Here is a 14,921-nt window from a genome sequence, read left to right on the forward strand (position 1 = left end):
AGCCGGCGAACATCGCGAACACCACCGTGCCGAAGACCACGTAGTGGAAGTGCGCCACCACGAAGTACGAGTCGGAGACGTGGAAGTCCAGCGGCGGGGAGGCCAGGATGATGCCGGTGAGGCCGCCGAAGAGGAACGTGACCAGGAAGCCAAGACTCCAGAGCATCGGGGTCTCGAACGTCAGCGAACCGCCCCACATGGTGCCGATCCAGTTGAAGAACTTCACGCCGGTGGGCACCGCGATGAGCATCGTCATGAAGGCGAAGAACGGCAGCAGCACAGAACCGGTTACGTACATGTGGTGCGCCCACACGGTCACCGACAGGGCGGCGATGGCGATCGTTGCGTAGACCAGACCCTTGTAGCCAAAGATCGGCTTGCGGCTGAACACCGGGAAGATCTCGGACACGATGCCGAAGAACGGCAGCGCGATGATGTACACCTCGGGGTGGCCGAAGAACCAGAAGAGGTGCTGCCACAGGATGGCGCCGCCATTTTCGGGATCGTAGACATGGGCTCCGAAGCGGCGGTCCGCACCGAGGCCGAACAGCGCGGCGGCCAGCGGCGGGAAGGCCATGATCACCAGGACCGCCGTGACCAGGGTGTTCCAGGTGAAGATGGGAATGCGCCACATGGTCATGCCGGGGGCGCGCATGCAGATGATGGTGGTGATGAAATTGACGGCGCCGATGATGGTGCCGAAACCGGACAGCGCCAGGCCGAAGACCCACAGGTCACCGCCGACGCCGGGGCTGAACGTCGTGTTGTTGAGGGGGGCGTAGGCGAACCAGCCAAAGGACGCCGCGCCCTGCGGGGTGATGAAGCCGGTTACGGCAATGGTGGAGCCGAAGAGGAAGAACCAGTAGGCCAGGGCGTTCAGCCGCGGGAAGGCAACGTCCGGGGCGCCGATCTGCAGCGGCATGATGACGTTGGCGAACCCGGCGAAGAGCGGGGTGGCGAACATCAGCAGCATGAGGGTGCCGTGCATCGTGAACATCTGGTTGTACTGCTCTTTGGTCACGAGGATCTGCATGCCGGGCTCGAAGAGTTCGGCGCGGATGAGCAGTGCCATCACGCCGGCGAGGCAGAAGAACACGAAGGACGTGATCAGGTACAAGTAGCCGATGGTCTTGTGGTCGGTAGTGGTGATCCATTTGACCACCATTTGGCCCTTGCGTATCGGCACGGCGGGGGTGGCGCCGGTGGCGGTCAAAACGGCTGGTTGCTGATATCCGGACATCGTCTGCCACTCCTGGGCATCGCGTTGCAGGGGCCCGCTTCCAAAGCTGCGGTACCGGCCGGAACCATTCGGTTCACGGAACCGACACGATCAGAATAGCCCGTGCCGGGGTCCCGCAAAAGTGTCAAAAGTGCCCGCAAAGTGCGGTGGCCCCGCAAGACTGCAGGAGCCACCGCATATCCGCAGCGTCAGCGCCGGGCAGCGCGCGGCGTGCGAACGCCCTCGCGGGACAGGAGCAGGGCCAAAGCGATCATCCCAACGCCCAACAGGAAGTGCAGCCAGTTGTCTGCGGTGTTGACCGGCACGAAATTGGCCGGGGTGTTGAGGTTGATGATCAGGCCATACAGCCAGAGGATCAGGTAGATGATTCCGCCGTAGAGCAGGAAGCTCTTCGCCTGGGACGGGGTGCGGGCCAGGAGCAGGCCGGCAACTCCGAAGAGCAGGTGCACGATGTTGTGGAGGACGGAAACCTGGAAAACGCCGAGGAGCAATGCCCCTGATGTGTGCCCGGCCATCCCCATCGCTCCGAAGTTGCTGGTAATCCCGGGAATGAAGCCCAGGATGCCGACAAGCAGGAACACTGCCCCCACCACCTGGGCTGCAAGCTGCAGCCGGCTTCTGGCTCCGGCTGCCGGATTTGAAGTAACCATTTCCCTTTCTCCTTATTTGATGGGCAACCAACCAGGATTAGTCGGCGCTGTCCTATCAATCCGCGGGGTGCCGGTTCAGTCGGGCACTTCCATTTGAAAGCCGCAGCCGCACCGCAGCAGGCGGGTCGGCAGGTGGACGTCGTGGATGGTGTGGCGGCGCGGGAGTTCCACGCCCGGGATGCTGCTGGTGCCGTAGCTCACCGAGTTCATGGGAGTGCCGCAGTGGAAGTACTCACCGCCGAACTGCAGGACGCCCATCACCTGCCCGTGCCGGTTAAGGATGGCCGCAACCTCGTGCACGTTGGCCGGGTGGGCGTAGAAGTAGTCGCATTCGACGCAGGTGTATGACACGTCCACCAGGTCCTCTTGCGGGGGATGCAGCGCTTCGATGGACTCCACGATCAGATGCTGGTCCGTGTGGCATTCGGAGCACCAGGGCCTGCTGCCGGATGGCCGCTGCATCCCTCCGGGGCGATGGGCGTTGGAGATGGTCGACATTGACGCGCTCCTATGTGCGGGGTCTCTGCGCCCTGTCTGCTTGAGCTGATCCCACGCTTAAAATAACCCGCGCCCGCTTGGCAAACAAGAGCCGGGTCCGCGTATTCGGGGCGGCCCGATGCCAGCTGTCTGCTGGAGGCGCCGTCTGCGGAAATCCCTCCAAAAGCCCTTGCGCCGTCCTACCTCTGGTGCTATAAAAAATCTATACCAGCCAATATAGATCGGCTGGATGGAACTTTATAGACCGTCTCACCCTGAGGAGGGAAGCCATGTTGATGCGAACTGATCCGTTCCGCGAGCTGGACAGGCTCGCCCAGCAGGTCTTGGGCACAGCGGCGCGCCCGGCAGCGATGCCGATGGACGCGTGGCAGGAGGACAATGAATTCGTTGTTGCCTTCGATCTGCCAGGCGTAAAGGCCGACTCCGTGGATCTGGACATTGAACGGAACGTCCTGACGGTGAAGGCCGAGCGCCCCGACCCCGCAGGCAAGGACACCGAAATGATAGCCTCCGAGCGTCCGCGCGGAGTGTTCAGCCGCCAGCTGATCCTGGGGGACACCCTGGATGGCGAAAACATCAAGGCCACGTACGACGCCGGCGTGCTGACGCTGCGCATTCCTGTCGCCGAGAAGGCGCAGCCGCGCAAGATCCAAATTGAAACCAAGGGGGCCAAGCACGAAATTGCCGCATAGCCCCGCGCAGGACAGGGAGGGTCCGGTGAACGCGATAGCTGCCTCTTGGGGCGGTTGGCCCGGGAGCACGCCACAGCGCTAAATAGCGCACAGGCAGAAGCGTCCGGATTCCTCCCGTAAGGTGTGGCCCCGGGCCTCGGCCCGGGGCAACATCTGTGTCGAGCGACTGACAGTTCGTCGAGGCTACTGACAGCACCCTTACCTTTGGCTACGCTGGAAGACAAGCCGAGGGTTGCGGCACGGGCCGCAGTGACGCGGACTTCGTGCCGGTACCGCAGGTCTACGGTGCGGGTAGACACGTCCACGGCAGGAGCACCGGGATGAACAGAAGAAGAGGACTGGGCAAAGCGGTTCTCGCCGCTGCGGTTTCCTTGGCCACAGGATTCCTGGTGGGCTGCACCCCGGACGGAGGCCCAAGCGTTCCCCGTATCGAGGCGTCCGACCCCTCCGGCATCACCGTCTGGACCTTGGACACCCTTCCGGACCGGGTGGCGAAGACCAAGGAAATCCTCAAGAACTTCGCGGATGCCGGCGGCGTGCAGGTGGACCTCGTAAGCATCCCCGCCCACCGGTTCAGCCAGACGCTGACCTCCTCGGCGGCATCCGGTGACCTGCCCGACATCATCGGCGGGATCACGCTGGGAAACGTCCGCACCGTCGCCGCCGCCAATCTCATCAACACTGATGCCAACGCCCAGGTGATCAGCCGGCTGGGCGAAGGAACCTGGTCCCCTCGATCACTCGAACTGACGCGGGAAGACGGCCGGCAACTGGCCGTTCCGGGGTCAAGCTGGCAGCAGGTCCTCTACTACCGGAAGGATCTGTTCGCCAAGGCCGGACTGAGGGTTCCTGATACGTACGGCGCCATCAAGGCGGCGGCTGAGAGGCTGCACGGCCCGCAGCTGGCAGGTTTCGCGGCGGCCAACAAGGCAGGCCAGCTTGTCACCCAGCAGTCCTTCCAGCACATTGCGCAGGGCAACGGCTGCGAAATGACCGACGCCAGGAACCGGGTCAGCTTTGACAGCCCGCAGTGCGTGGGAGCCCTCCGCTTCTACCGCGACCTGCTGAAAAACCATTCCCTGCTCGGCCTCCAGGACACAGGCACGGTGCGGACGGCCTACTTCGCGGGCAAGGCCGCCATGGCAGTCTGGCCCACGTTCATGCTCGACGAGCTGGCGGGCCTGCGCAGCGACGCCCGGCCCAATTGCCCCGAATGCAGCGCGGATCCGGGATTCCTGGCCAGGAATACCGGCGTCGTGACCGGAATCCTCGGTGCGGGCGACGCACACGCGCACTTCGGCGAGGTCTCGTCCTGGACCATCACGAAGGATTCGGACACCGAGCACGCGCGCCAGTTGGTGGAGTACCTCATGAGTGACGGTTACGCCGACTGGCTCGCCATGGCACCGGAGGAGCGGCTGCCCGTCCGGGCCGGGAAGACCGTCGACTCGACCGAATACGCGGACGCCTGGCGGAGCATGCCACTGGCGACCGGCGGGAAGGAATCCCTGGAGAAGATGTTCCGGCAGGACGTCCTCTCCGGACTCTTGGACGGGGTCAAAGAGATCCAGCAGTGGGGCATCGTGGGGGCCCGAGGCGACCTGACGGGTGCCGCGATCAATGAACTGCCCATCGCCAAAGCGGTCAACGAGGTCACTGTTGGACAGGCGGACCCGGGCGCCGCGGTGCGGAAGGCTGCGGCCTCCCTCCGCGCCATTCAGGCCACCATGGGGCACTGAGCAGACTCATTGCCGAACGCCAGGGCGGCCCTGCTACGTGTTCAGCTCCATCATCAGGGAGGGCAGCTCGTCGGCGAGTTCCCGCGCCAGGAACCCCAGGCTCCCCAGCCGGCTGGCGAGCTTGTCCCCGGCCGCGGCGTGGAGATGCGTTCCCCAACACGTGGCCTGCGCGTCGGTGGTGCCGCGTGCCCGGAGCCCGGCGATGGCACCGGCCAGGATGTCCCCGCTGCCCGAGGTGCCAAGGCCTCCGAAACCGGTGGTGATCTTCCAGCGCTCGGCGGTTTCGGGGGCGGTGCCGCCGGGCGGGCGGGCGATCAGGCCCTGGCAGCTCACCACTGCCTGGTACTTTTCGGCAATTTCGACGACGGCGGCGGCCAGGTTGTCGTCGTCCAGGTCCGTGTCCCGTTCCAGGAGGATTGCGGCCTCGGCGGGGTTCGGTGTGAGGATCAGGCGGCCCGCCCACGGCCCCAGTTCGCCGAGCAGCTTGGGAAGGCAGCCCAGCGCGTAGGCGTCGAGAATAATCGCGCCGCGCTCTGCGGCGTCGGCATCGGCGTCCGTATCGGACTTCGCGGCATCGGCCTTCGCGGCGGCGGCGCGCCCGGTTTCATGCCGGAGCAGCTCGCGCAGCAGCGCCTCAGTGCCGTCGATGTCGTCCAGCCCAGGCCCGATCAGCACGGCGTCGGCCGAATCGAAGTCCTCGAGCAGGGCCTCGAGGCCGGCGGAACCGAGGGAGCCCCCTGCGGACTCGCGGAGGCCGATCACGCCGGATTCCGGAAGCGTGACAGCCAACGGCACGGCCACTGATTCCGCCACGGCGAGCGTCAGCCTGCCTGCGCCGGCACGGAGCGCAGCGGTTCCCGCCAGCAGCGCGGCCCCGGGGGTGCGCCGCGCGCCGCCGATCACCAGCACGGCGCCGCGCGAGTACTTGTCCGCTCCGGCGGCGGGGAGGGGCCAGTCGCGCAGCAGCGATGGCGTGATCAGGGCCGGAACGGAGTCCTGTGGCTCGCCCGCAGCGCCGGACGGCGACTCACCGCGGGTGGACACTGGCATCCCCTGAATGCTCGGTCACCTGTACGCCCTGCTGCTCGAGGTGCTCCGCCACGTTGAAGCTTTCCAGCGTCCACGGCCCTGTCCCCTCCGGCCGGACGTACCGGGTGACCGACGCGTTGAGGACCGTCGTGCCGGCGGCGAGGTCCAGCAGCTCCCGCTCGGACATGCCCTCCAGGACGTAGCGGAACAGCAGCACCACGGCGTCGTGGCACACCAGCATCACCCGGTGGCCGCTGCCCAGCGCGTTCAGTTCGCCGAGCACCGACCGCAGCCGCAGCGCCACGTCCGCCCAGGATTCCCCGCCCGGCGGGCGGTAATAGAACTTGCCCAGCCACCGCCGTCGTTCTGCCTCTTCGGGGAGCCGGTTCTCCACGCCGAAGCGGGTGAGCATGTCCAGAATGCCGAGCTCGCGGTCCCGGAGCCGTTCGTCGGTGCGGACCGCCACCGGCCAGCCGGCCGTTTCGACGGCGATCGCGGCAGTCTGGTAGGCGCGCATGTACGGGGAGGAGATGACGACGTCGGGACGCAGCTCCTCGGGGACCGGCGCCAGGGCGCGGCCCAGCGCCTGCACCTGCTCCCGCCCAGTGGCTGACAGTTCGACGTCGGCGTCGCGGGCGGGGACGTCGATCACGTCCGCTCCGGACTCCTGGGCGGTCGTGGCTGCCACGTTGCCCTGGCTTTCGCCGTGCCGGACCAGGATGAGCTCCACTGCGCCCGCCGTCCAGCCTGCCGGCATGGTTCCGTCTGTGCGCCGGCTGTCATGGCGCTGTCCGTTGCTGCCCTGGCTGTTGGTGCTTTGTCCTTCAATGTCTGGTCCGATGCTGCCCACGATGTCCACTCCCGGTTCGCCCTTGGCCTGCGAATGCTCCACGTTACTAGCGTCGTACCCGCACTGTCAGCAAAAATAACCCCGTCCGGCCCAACGCGGCTGCCGCGGACGGGGCAGAACTCCGACAATTTTCAATTCCTACAACACGGTGGTGGTTGTCCGTAATGGGTCTAGGGTGGGAAGCGTCGGCAATCGCCGCGAAGACCCTCAAGGAGGGCGCATGAACTCCAAACAATCCAGCTCCGAACAGTTCGGGCAGCACCTGAAAAGTGTCGGCGGCTCAGAGGACGACGTCAGCGGCTCCGCCTACGTAGTGACAGAGGAAGACACCGTGGAGAGTGTGGTGTCGGGCATGCGAATGAAGCAGCAGGAACACGGCGGCGCCGCCAGCAAGCCGTCCATCCTCCACGCCTCCGCCGAGGTAGCGATCAGCCGGCGCGATGAGAATGATCCGGCCCATCACCCCGGGACGTCGCAGCCAGGGGAGTATCAGCTGGATATCCATTACGGCGGGGACCACAGCACTCGGGAGCCCGTCCCGGAGGCGGATCTCGAGGCTGCCCAGATCTGGGGGCAGGGGCGGATTGAAGCCGCGGGCGCGGACTTCGGCGCCATCTACTTTCCGACCGGGGGAGGCGTTGGGCCAGGCTCGGGCGCGCTCGAATGCCGTTACGACCGGGCGGTGGGCTGGTACCGGTAGGCAGCACCAGCTTTCACCCGGAGCGGAGCGCTGGGTTGGGCCGATAGGATGGAGAGCACTATGGACGACCCTCCTTCACATATGCCCTGGCCCCTCGACGTTCTGACCGGAGCACCGGTCATCATCGGAGAGGGGCGCCCGAATGTATGAATGGATCATGATCGGCATCGGCCTGATCCTTACGGTCGGCACCGGGCTGTTCGTTGCCTCCGAGTTCGCGCTGGTCAACCTGGACCGCAACGACCTCGAGGCGCGCCAGGCCCGCGGCGAGAAGCGGCTCGCGCCCACCATCAAAGCCCTGAAGATCACCTCGACGCATCTCTCCGGTGCGCAGCTCGGCATCACACTGACCACTCTGCTGACCGGCTATACCTTTGAACCGGCCATCAGCAGGATGCTCAGCGGACCGCTGCTCGCCGTCGGGCTTCCCTCAGGGGTGGTGCCCGGAATCGGGGCCGTGGCCGGCATCTTTATTGCGACCGTTTTTTCGATGGTGATCGGCGAACTGGTACCCAAGAACTTCGCGCTGGCGCTGCCGCTGGCCACCGCGAAAATCGTGGTGCCCTTCCAGACCGTGTTTACCGCCGTCTTCAAGCCGGTGATCCTGCTCTTCAACAACACCGCGAACGCACTCATCCGCTCGGTCGGCATTGAGCCCAAGGAAGAACTCTCCGGCGCCCGCAGCGCCGAGGAACTCAGCTCCCTGGTCCGCCGCTCCGCGCTTGAGGGCGTGCTGGACCTGGACCATGCCGCACTGCTGCACCGGACGCTGCGCTTCTCCGAGCACAGCGCTGCGGACGTCATGACGCCGCGCGTGCGGATGGCGGCCGTGCACTCCGAGGACACCGCCGAAGAGATCGTCGGCCTGGCCACCGCCACAGGCTACTCCCGTTTTCCGGTGATCGGCCGCGACCGGGACGACGTCCTGGGTGTGCTGCACGTCAAGCAGGCGTTTGCCGTCGCCCTCGGGGAGCGCAGCAGTGTCACTGCCGCGGACCTCATGATCAGGCCGCTCCTGGTTCCGGAGTCCATGGGGGTGGACACACTGCTCGGAGTGCTCCGCAAGCAGGGTCTGCAGGTGGCCATCGTCTCTGACGAACACGGCGGGACCGCCGGCATCGTCACGCTGGAGGACCTGGTGGAGGAGATCGTGGGCGAGCTGGAGGACGAGCACGACCGCGCCCGCACCGGTGTGGTCCGCACCGGACTCTCCGTCACCTTCGACGCGTCACTGCGACCGGACGAGCTGCTGGACCGCACCGGCATCGCCGTCCCTGACGGCGAGGAGTATGACACCGTTGCCGGCTTCGTCACGGACCGGCTGGACCGGATCCCCGAACTGGGCGATGAAGTGGACGTCGACGGCGGCATCCTGCGGGTTGAGCGGGTGGCGGGGACGCATGTCCAGCGCCTGCGGTTCACGCCGGGCGCCTCGCAGGAGCCGCCCATGAGCGCCCACGACCGCATTGTTGACAGCCTCACCCAGGAGCAGACCCATGAGTGAATACCTTCCCGGCATCATCTGGCTCGCCGTCCTCCTGGTCGTCAACGCGTTTTTCGTCGGCGCCGAGTTCGCCGTGATCTCCGCCCGCCGTTCGCAGATTGAACCGAAGGCCGAGGCCGGCAGCAAGGCCGCGAAGACCACCCTGTGGGCGATGGAGCATGCCACGCTCATGCTGGCCACGAGCCAGCTGGGCATCACCGTCTGCTCGCTGGTGATCCTGAACGTCTCCGAACCGGCCATCCACCACCTGCTGGAGATCCCGCTGGGCCTGACGTCCCTGTCCGGCGAGGCCATCGGCATCATCGCCTTCGTCACCGCGCTGCTGCTGGTCACCTTCCTGCACGTGGTCTTGGGCGAAATGGTCCCGAAGAACATCTCGTTCTCCGTGCCGACCCGCGCCGCGCTCATTCTCGCTCCTCCGCTGGTGATGGTGGCGCGGATCTTCAAGCCGGTCATCTGGACCCTGAACGGGGTGGCGAACGCTATCCTGAGGCTTTTCCGGGTGGAGCCCAAGGATGAAGCCACCAGCGCCTACACCCTGGACGAGGTGGCGAACATCGTGGAGCAGTCCACCCGCGACGGCGTGCTGACGGACACCAGCGGCACGCTCACCGCAGCCTTCGAATTCACGGCCAAGACCGTGGCGGACGTCGAGGTGCCCATCAGCGAGATGGTGCTGCTGCCGGCGTCTGCGACTCCGGCCGACATCCAGCGCGCCGTCGCGCAGCACGGCTACTCCCGCTACATCCTCACAGACGACGACGGCGTGCCCTCCGGCTACCTGCACCTCAAGGACGTCATGGACCTCACCGAGCCTGCCAAGTTCACGCGTCCGGTGCCGGCGAAGCGGATCCGCCGGCTGGCCTCGGCCTTCAGCGGCAGTGATCTCGAGGACGCCCTGGCCACGATGCGGCGCACCGGCGCCCATGTGGCCCGTGTGTTCGACGCCCACGGCAACACCACCGGCGTGCTGTTCCTCGAGGACATCATCGAGGAACTGGTCGGCGAGGTGCAGGACGCCACGAGCGCCTGAGCCCGCATCGCTTTCGGTTGCAGACACGTTTCCATTTGAGAATGATTCTCATGTAGGCTGGGGGCATGCTTCTTACAGTCATCAGCTCCCTGGATGTATTCTGCCGGCAGCAGGCGTGTGAAAAAGTAGCCGCCGCCCACCCCGGAGCAGCGGTGGTGCTTCATGACCTGCACGAGGACGGGACGGTGCTGCGCCGGCTTTTCCGCGACGGTCTCCTGTCCGAGCGCGAGGAGACGCCGCTGGAGCACGGTTGTCTGAGCTGCGCCCTGCGGCTGGAGGTCGTGCCCACCGTCCGGCGGCTGGTGGAGGAGGGTCATCGCCACGTCATCCTGGGCCTGCCTCCGGGAGCGGCCGCTGCCGCCGTCCTGGACGATCTCGCCGGAAGCGACGCCGGGCTCCGCGTCAATTCGACGGTGATGGCCTGTGACCCCAGCGCCCTTGAAGACCAGATCTGGGACGGCCACACACTGTTCGAGTCCGGGTACACGCCAGCGCACCGGGATGAGCGGACGCCGGGGGAGTTCCTCATCGGGGAGCTGCTCTACAGCGACACGGTGCTGCTGGTGACCCCGGAGCTTGTGGCCGTGGATGCCGCGGTCCGGGGCCGGGGTGTCCTGCTGGCCCGGGAACTTGCGCCGCATGCCCAGATCGCCGAAATTACCGGCAACTTCAGGCTGGGCCGCCATGATCGGACGGAATCATCGGCGCGCTCGTCGCCGGGTGCGGTGCAGATCCCGGCTGCCTCGGCCGCGCCGTTCAATACGGTCCTCATCAAAAGCCGGAGGCCGCTGCATCCCGAACGCTTCCGGCATGCGCTGCCGAGGCTGGCCGAAGCGAACTGCTGGCTGCGGGGCCGGCTGTGGGTTGCTTCGGCGCCGCAGTGCAGGATCTCCATCCGCGGCGTAGGTCCCCGGGTCTGGCTGGAGAGCACGGGCACCTGGGCAGCCGACCGGAAGCTGAGCCCTGCAAGCCAGCACCTGGGCAGCGCCGACGCGATGCTCGACTGGGATGCGGCGGTGGGGGACCGGGGAACCGTCCTGGCCATCACCGGCGACGGCGTTTCCGAAAGCGAAGCCGCAGAACTTTTGGCCGGCTGTGAACTTACCAGCTCGGAAATGCAGGCGGGCGCCGCCACCCTCCACGACCCTTTTGAACTCAGCACATCCCTCTAACCGGACAGGAACATGCCATGAAAGTACGAAACTCACTCCGTGCCCTGAAGAAAATTCCCGGCGCCCAGATCGTGCGGCGCCGCGGCCGGACCTTTGTCATCAACAAGAAGAACCCCAGGATGAAAGCCCGGCAGGGGTAACGGTCAGTTGCTTCCTTCCGCCTGGTATACGTCCGGGATGCCGTCGTGGTCGGAGTCGACCCTTTCCTCTGCTTCGGCCCGGCGGTATTGGCCGTTCCTGGTCCGCAACACAGCCGTCGCCAGCAGGGCGGCCAGCAGCGAAGCCGTCAGGATGCCGACCTTGGCATGGTCGTCATGCAGGCTGCCGTGGCCGAAGCTCAGCTCCGCCACGAGCAGCGAAACGGTGAAGCCGATGCCCGCGAGGAGCGAAACGCCGAAGACGTCGATCCACTTGAACGAGCCGTCCAACCGTGCCTGGGTGGCTTTGGTGAGCAGCCACGTGGTGCCCATGATGCCGGCCGGTTTGCCGAGGACCAGGGCCAGGACAATGCCCACGGCCACCGGATCAGTGAATGCCGAGCCGAGGCCGTCCCAGCCTCCGACAGCCACACCGGCAGAGAAGAAAGCGAAGACAGGTACGGCAATGCCTGCGGAAATCGGGCGGAACCGGTGCTCGAAAATCTCTGCCAGGCCGGGGCCGGCCTCCGGCCCCCCGCTGGCCTGGGACCGGATCACCGGGACGGCGAACCCGAGGAGCACGCCGGCCACGGTGGCGTGAATGCCGGATGCATGCACGAGGGCCCAAGTGATGATCCCGAGCGGCAGCAGGATCACCCAGGCCGCAGCCTGATGCGTCCCGAAGAACCGGCGGAACTTCTGGGCCAGCAGCAGGTAGAGCCCCAGGGGAAGCAGGGCCAGCAGCAGCGGAACCGTCTGGATGTCCGAGGAGTAGAAGATGGCGATGATGCTGATCGCCAGCAGATCGTCCACCACGGCCAAGGTGAGCAGGAAGATCCGCAGGGCGCTCGGCAGATGCGAACCGATGATCGCCAGGACCGCGACGGCGAAGGCGATGTCCGTGGCGGTCGGGATGGCCCAGCCCCTGATCGTCTCCGGGCTGCTGATGTTTACCAGCGCGTAGACGACGGCCGGAACCAGGACCCCGCCGGCTGCCGCCGCCACGGGGACGATCGATTTGCTGACTTGCCGCAGGTCGCCGGCCACGAACTCGCGCTTGAGTTCCAGGCCCACCAGGAAGAAGAAGATGGCCAGCAGTCCGTCCGCCGCCCAGGCGCCGAGGCTCAGTTTCAGATGCCAGGGCTCATAGCCGAACTCGAAGTCCCGGAGCGCGAAGTAGCTCTCGGAGGCGGGGGAGTTGGCCCACACGAGGGCGATGACGGCGGCGGCCACCAGCAGCGCGCCGCCCACGGTTTCCTTGCGCAGAATCTCCCCGATGCGGAGGGCTTCGGCGTAGCTGCCGCGTCCGAAGACCGTAAAGCGCGGCGGAGCGGGAGGAGGTGACTGGCTCATGGGACGTCCTAAATTCGGCTCGACAAAGACATTGCCGACCAGACTTCCCGGCTCACCTTTCCTCAGTCTACAGGGGGCTTCCGGCACCGAGTTTTCCGCCGAGGCGGGCACGCATCAGGGCGCTGGCATCGTTCATGCCGACGATCTTCACATCCTTGCCGTGGTGGCGGTATTTCTCCGTGATGGCGTCCAGTGCCGCGACTGTGGAGGCGTCCCACAGGTGGGAGGCATGCATGTCGATGACGACGCGGGCGGGGTCCAGGGCGTATTCGAACTGGGTGTAGAGGTCGTTGGAGGAGGCAAAGAACAGCTCGCCGTCCACGACGTAGGTGGCGGTCTCCTGCCCGTCCACGGTTCTGACGGTCCGTTCGACCGTGACGAAGTGGGCCACGCGGCGGGCGAACAGCACCATGGCAACGAGGACGCCGGCTCCGACGCCGATGGCAAGATTGTGGGTCGCGACCACGACGATGACGGTGGCGGCCATGACCATGGTTTCGCTCTTCGGCATCATTTTCAGCGTCCGCGGGTGGATGCTGTGCCAGTCGAACGTCGCCCAGCAGACGAAGATCATGACGGCGACCAGTGCCGCCATCGGGATCAGGGAGACGAGATCTCCGAGGGCGACGACGAGGATGAGCAGGAAGACGCCGGCGAGGAAGGTGGAGATCCGCGTGCGGGCTCCGGAGGCCTTGACGTTGATCATGGTCTGGCCGATCATCGCGCAGCCGCCCATCCCGCCGGTGAAACCGGTGACGATGTTCGCCACGCCCTGGCCCCAGGCCTCCCGGGACTTGTCCGAGCGGGTGTCTGTGACGTCGTCGACGAGCTTGGCGGTCATCAGGGACTCGAGCAGACCGACGAAAGCCATGGCAAGCGCGAACGGGAAAATGGCCTGCAGGGTCTCGAGGCTGACCGGCACCTGGGGGATGAACAGGGACGGCAGGGACTCGGGCAGGTCGCCCTTGTCACCCACCGTGGGGACGTCGATGGAGCCAAAGACGGTGATCAGGGTCAGCGCCGCGATGGCGACCAGCGGGGCCGGCACCGCCCTGGTCAGCTTCGGCAGGCCGAACACAATCACGAGTCCGAGGCCCAGGAGCGGGTAGACCAGCCACGGAACGTTGATCAGTTCGGGGAGCTGGGAGATGAAGATCAAGATCGCCAGGGCGTTGACGAAGCCCACCATGACTGACCGGGGGATGAAGCGCATCAGCTTGGCTACCCCGGCCAGGCCCAGGACGATCTGAAAGACGCCGGCCAGGATGACGGCCGCGATGAAATAGTCCACGCCGTGGGATTTGACCAGCGGGGCGACCACGAGTGCGATCGCGCCCGTTGCTGCCGAGATCATGGCCGGACGCCCGCCGACGACGGCGATCGTCACCGCCATCGTGAAGGAGGCAAACAGGCCCAGCCGCGGATCCACGCCGGCGATGATGGAGAACGCGATAGCCTCCGGAATGAGGGCCAGGCCGACGACGAGGCCAGCGAGGACTTCGGTCTTCAGCCGGCGGGGCGACTTCAGGGTCGCTCTGACTGACTGCAGCCGTTCAGGCGTGGGCGGGGCGTCCGCGGCGGTTGGGGCGGCCATTGCTGGATCCGTTCATGGTCAGGAAGGCGCACAGCAGCGCCTTCGCTCTTTCGAAGAATGAAGGGGCGCAGCGCCGCGCCGGGAAGGGGAAGTGAGGGCATATGGAAGCCACCGTCCACTGAAAACTCTACCCAATGCGCACGGTTGACCTGCTGGTTCTGGTTGGCCGGCTAAGTGTCGCGACGCTTAGCCGGCGGTGGCTCAGCCGGCGGGCTTGAGGGCGGTGCGCCAGGCGGCGACGGCTTTGGAGCTGCTGAAGGTCCAGGTCGCGGTGCCGGTGGCGCCGGCGGCGGGCTGGGTCCGGTCGGCTTGTTCGGCGACCTGGCCGCCGCTGGTTTCGAAGCGTTCGGTCCAGCCGGTGGGCGCGGTGGCGGCGGGGGTGGAGCTGTCGAAGCCGAGGCCGCCGATCAGCAGCGCGTTGGTGCTGGCGGTGGTGACGCTGCCGACGGTGATGCTGGTGGCCGAGAACGTGGCGTTGACGGCGGTGGCGACGGTGCTGTCCAGCGGTGTGGTGGTGTTCACGCCGGTGTAGGCGCTGATGCCGCCGCCCCACTTCACCGCGGTGCTCAGCGTCCAGGTGTAGGTGGCTGGGTCGGAGGAGCCGGCCACCCGGTAGTACGCGAAGACCCGCGCCCCGCTGCCGATGTTCAGCCCGTTGGTGATCGCGGTCCAGCCGGCCGGGACGGTGGTGGTGGGGTTCTTGTCCGCGGTGAAGGAGGCGACCAGCACG

Annotated in this window: 15 protein-coding genes; 7 read left to right on the forward strand and 8 right to left on the reverse strand. The window is 66.3% G+C overall.

From position 1 onward, the window contains the following. The 3 genes from JYA52_RS00755 to JYA52_RS00765 form a co-directional block, all read right to left on the reverse strand. The coding region (locus JYA52_RS00755; protein ID WP_205651248.1) for a cbb3-type cytochrome c oxidase subunit I at nucleotides 1-1,240 on the reverse strand (1,240 nt) is incomplete at its 3' end. Between the two features lie 188 nt (nucleotides 1,241-1,428). Further along, complete coding sequence (locus tag JYA52_RS00760) at nucleotides 1,429-1,890, reverse strand: DUF4383 domain-containing protein (protein WP_205651249.1); 462 nt, start codon at nucleotides 1,888-1,890, stop codon at nucleotides 1,429-1,431. 75 nt (nucleotides 1,891-1,965) lie between these two features. Next, a complete protein-coding gene (locus JYA52_RS00765; RefSeq protein WP_205651250.1) occupies nucleotides 1,966-2,388 on the reverse strand; it encodes a hypothetical protein in 423 nt (140 codons plus the stop codon). A gap of 269 nt (nucleotides 2,389-2,657) precedes the next feature. Here JYA52_RS00765 and JYA52_RS00770 point away from each other — a divergent pair, with 269 nt between their 5' ends. Beyond that, nucleotides 2,658-3,080, forward strand: coding sequence for an Hsp20/alpha crystallin family protein (locus tag JYA52_RS00770; protein ID WP_205651251.1), 423 nt, complete (start codon nucleotides 2,658-2,660; stop codon nucleotides 3,078-3,080). A 320-nt stretch (nucleotides 3,081-3,400) separates the two neighbouring features. Next, nucleotides 3,401-4,819, forward strand: a complete 1,419-nt coding sequence (locus JYA52_RS00775; RefSeq protein WP_240459818.1) for an ABC transporter substrate-binding protein — start codon at nucleotides 3,401-3,403, stop codon at nucleotides 4,817-4,819. Nucleotides 4,820-4,852: 33 nt separating this feature from the next. Here the strand turns inward: JYA52_RS00775 and JYA52_RS00780 are convergent, their stop codons facing one another. Together JYA52_RS00780 and JYA52_RS00785 are read right to left on the reverse strand one after the other, a co-directional pair. Beyond that, nucleotides 4,853-5,869, reverse strand: coding sequence for an NAD(P)H-hydrate dehydratase (locus JYA52_RS00780; RefSeq protein WP_205651252.1), 1,017 nt, complete (start codon nucleotides 5,867-5,869; stop codon nucleotides 4,853-4,855). Further along, nucleotides 5,847-6,605, reverse strand: a complete 759-nt coding sequence (locus JYA52_RS00785; RefSeq protein WP_205651261.1) for a histidine phosphatase family protein — start codon at nucleotides 6,603-6,605, stop codon at nucleotides 5,847-5,849. The genes JYA52_RS00780 and JYA52_RS00785 overlap by 23 nt, the downstream gene beginning before the upstream one ends. Nucleotides 6,606-6,918: 313 nt before the next feature. Here JYA52_RS00785 and JYA52_RS00790 point away from each other — a divergent pair, with 313 nt between their 5' ends. The 5 genes from JYA52_RS00790 to ykgO all read left to right on the forward strand — a co-directional run bounded on the left by JYA52_RS00790 (nucleotide 6,919) and on the right by ykgO (nucleotide 11,247). After that, nucleotides 6,919-7,398 (forward strand): hypothetical protein, encoded by a 480-nt coding sequence (locus tag JYA52_RS00790; protein ID WP_205651253.1) that lies wholly within the window; start codon nucleotides 6,919-6,921, stop codon nucleotides 7,396-7,398. Nucleotides 7,399-7,540: 142 nt separating this feature from the next. After that, nucleotides 7,541-8,902 (forward strand): hemolysin family protein, encoded by a 1,362-nt coding sequence (locus JYA52_RS00795; protein WP_205651254.1) that lies wholly within the window; start codon nucleotides 7,541-7,543, stop codon nucleotides 8,900-8,902. Then, a complete protein-coding gene (locus JYA52_RS00800) occupies nucleotides 8,895-9,935 on the forward strand; it encodes a hemolysin family protein (RefSeq protein ID WP_205651255.1) in 1,041 nt (346 codons plus the stop codon). Before JYA52_RS00795 ends, JYA52_RS00800 begins: the two co-directional genes overlap by 8 nt. A gap of 65 nt (nucleotides 9,936-10,000) precedes the next feature. Further along, nucleotides 10,001-11,107 carry a GTP-binding protein gene (locus JYA52_RS00805; protein ID WP_205651256.1) on the forward strand — a complete coding sequence of 369 codons (1,107 nt, stop codon included), beginning with the start codon at nucleotides 10,001-10,003 and terminating at the stop codon, nucleotides 11,105-11,107. A 17-nt stretch (nucleotides 11,108-11,124) separates the two neighbouring features. After that, nucleotides 11,125-11,247, forward strand: coding sequence for a type B 50S ribosomal protein L36 (gene ykgO / locus JYA52_RS00810; RefSeq protein WP_011693081.1), 123 nt, complete (start codon nucleotides 11,125-11,127; stop codon nucleotides 11,245-11,247). Between the two features lie 3 nt (nucleotides 11,248-11,250). Here ykgO and nhaA read toward each other — a convergent pair whose 3' ends face one another. The 3 genes from nhaA to JYA52_RS00825 all read right to left on the reverse strand — a co-directional run. Then, nucleotides 11,251-12,597 (reverse strand): Na+/H+ antiporter NhaA, encoded by a 1,347-nt coding sequence (nhaA, locus tag JYA52_RS00815; RefSeq protein ID WP_205651257.1) that lies wholly within the window; start codon nucleotides 12,595-12,597, stop codon nucleotides 11,251-11,253. A gap of 67 nt (nucleotides 12,598-12,664) precedes the next feature. After that, a complete protein-coding gene (locus tag JYA52_RS00820; protein WP_205651258.1) occupies nucleotides 12,665-14,191 on the reverse strand; it encodes a SulP family inorganic anion transporter in 1,527 nt (508 codons plus the stop codon). 201 nt (nucleotides 14,192-14,392) lie between these two features. Next, a partial coding sequence (locus JYA52_RS00825) for a hypothetical protein (RefSeq protein WP_205651259.1) occupies nucleotides 14,393-14,921 on the reverse strand: 529 nt, incomplete at its 5' end.

This window comes from Arthrobacter pascens (assembly GCF_017052465.1).
GTDB lineage: Bacteria > Actinomycetota > Actinomycetes > Actinomycetales > Micrococcaceae > Arthrobacter > Arthrobacter pascens.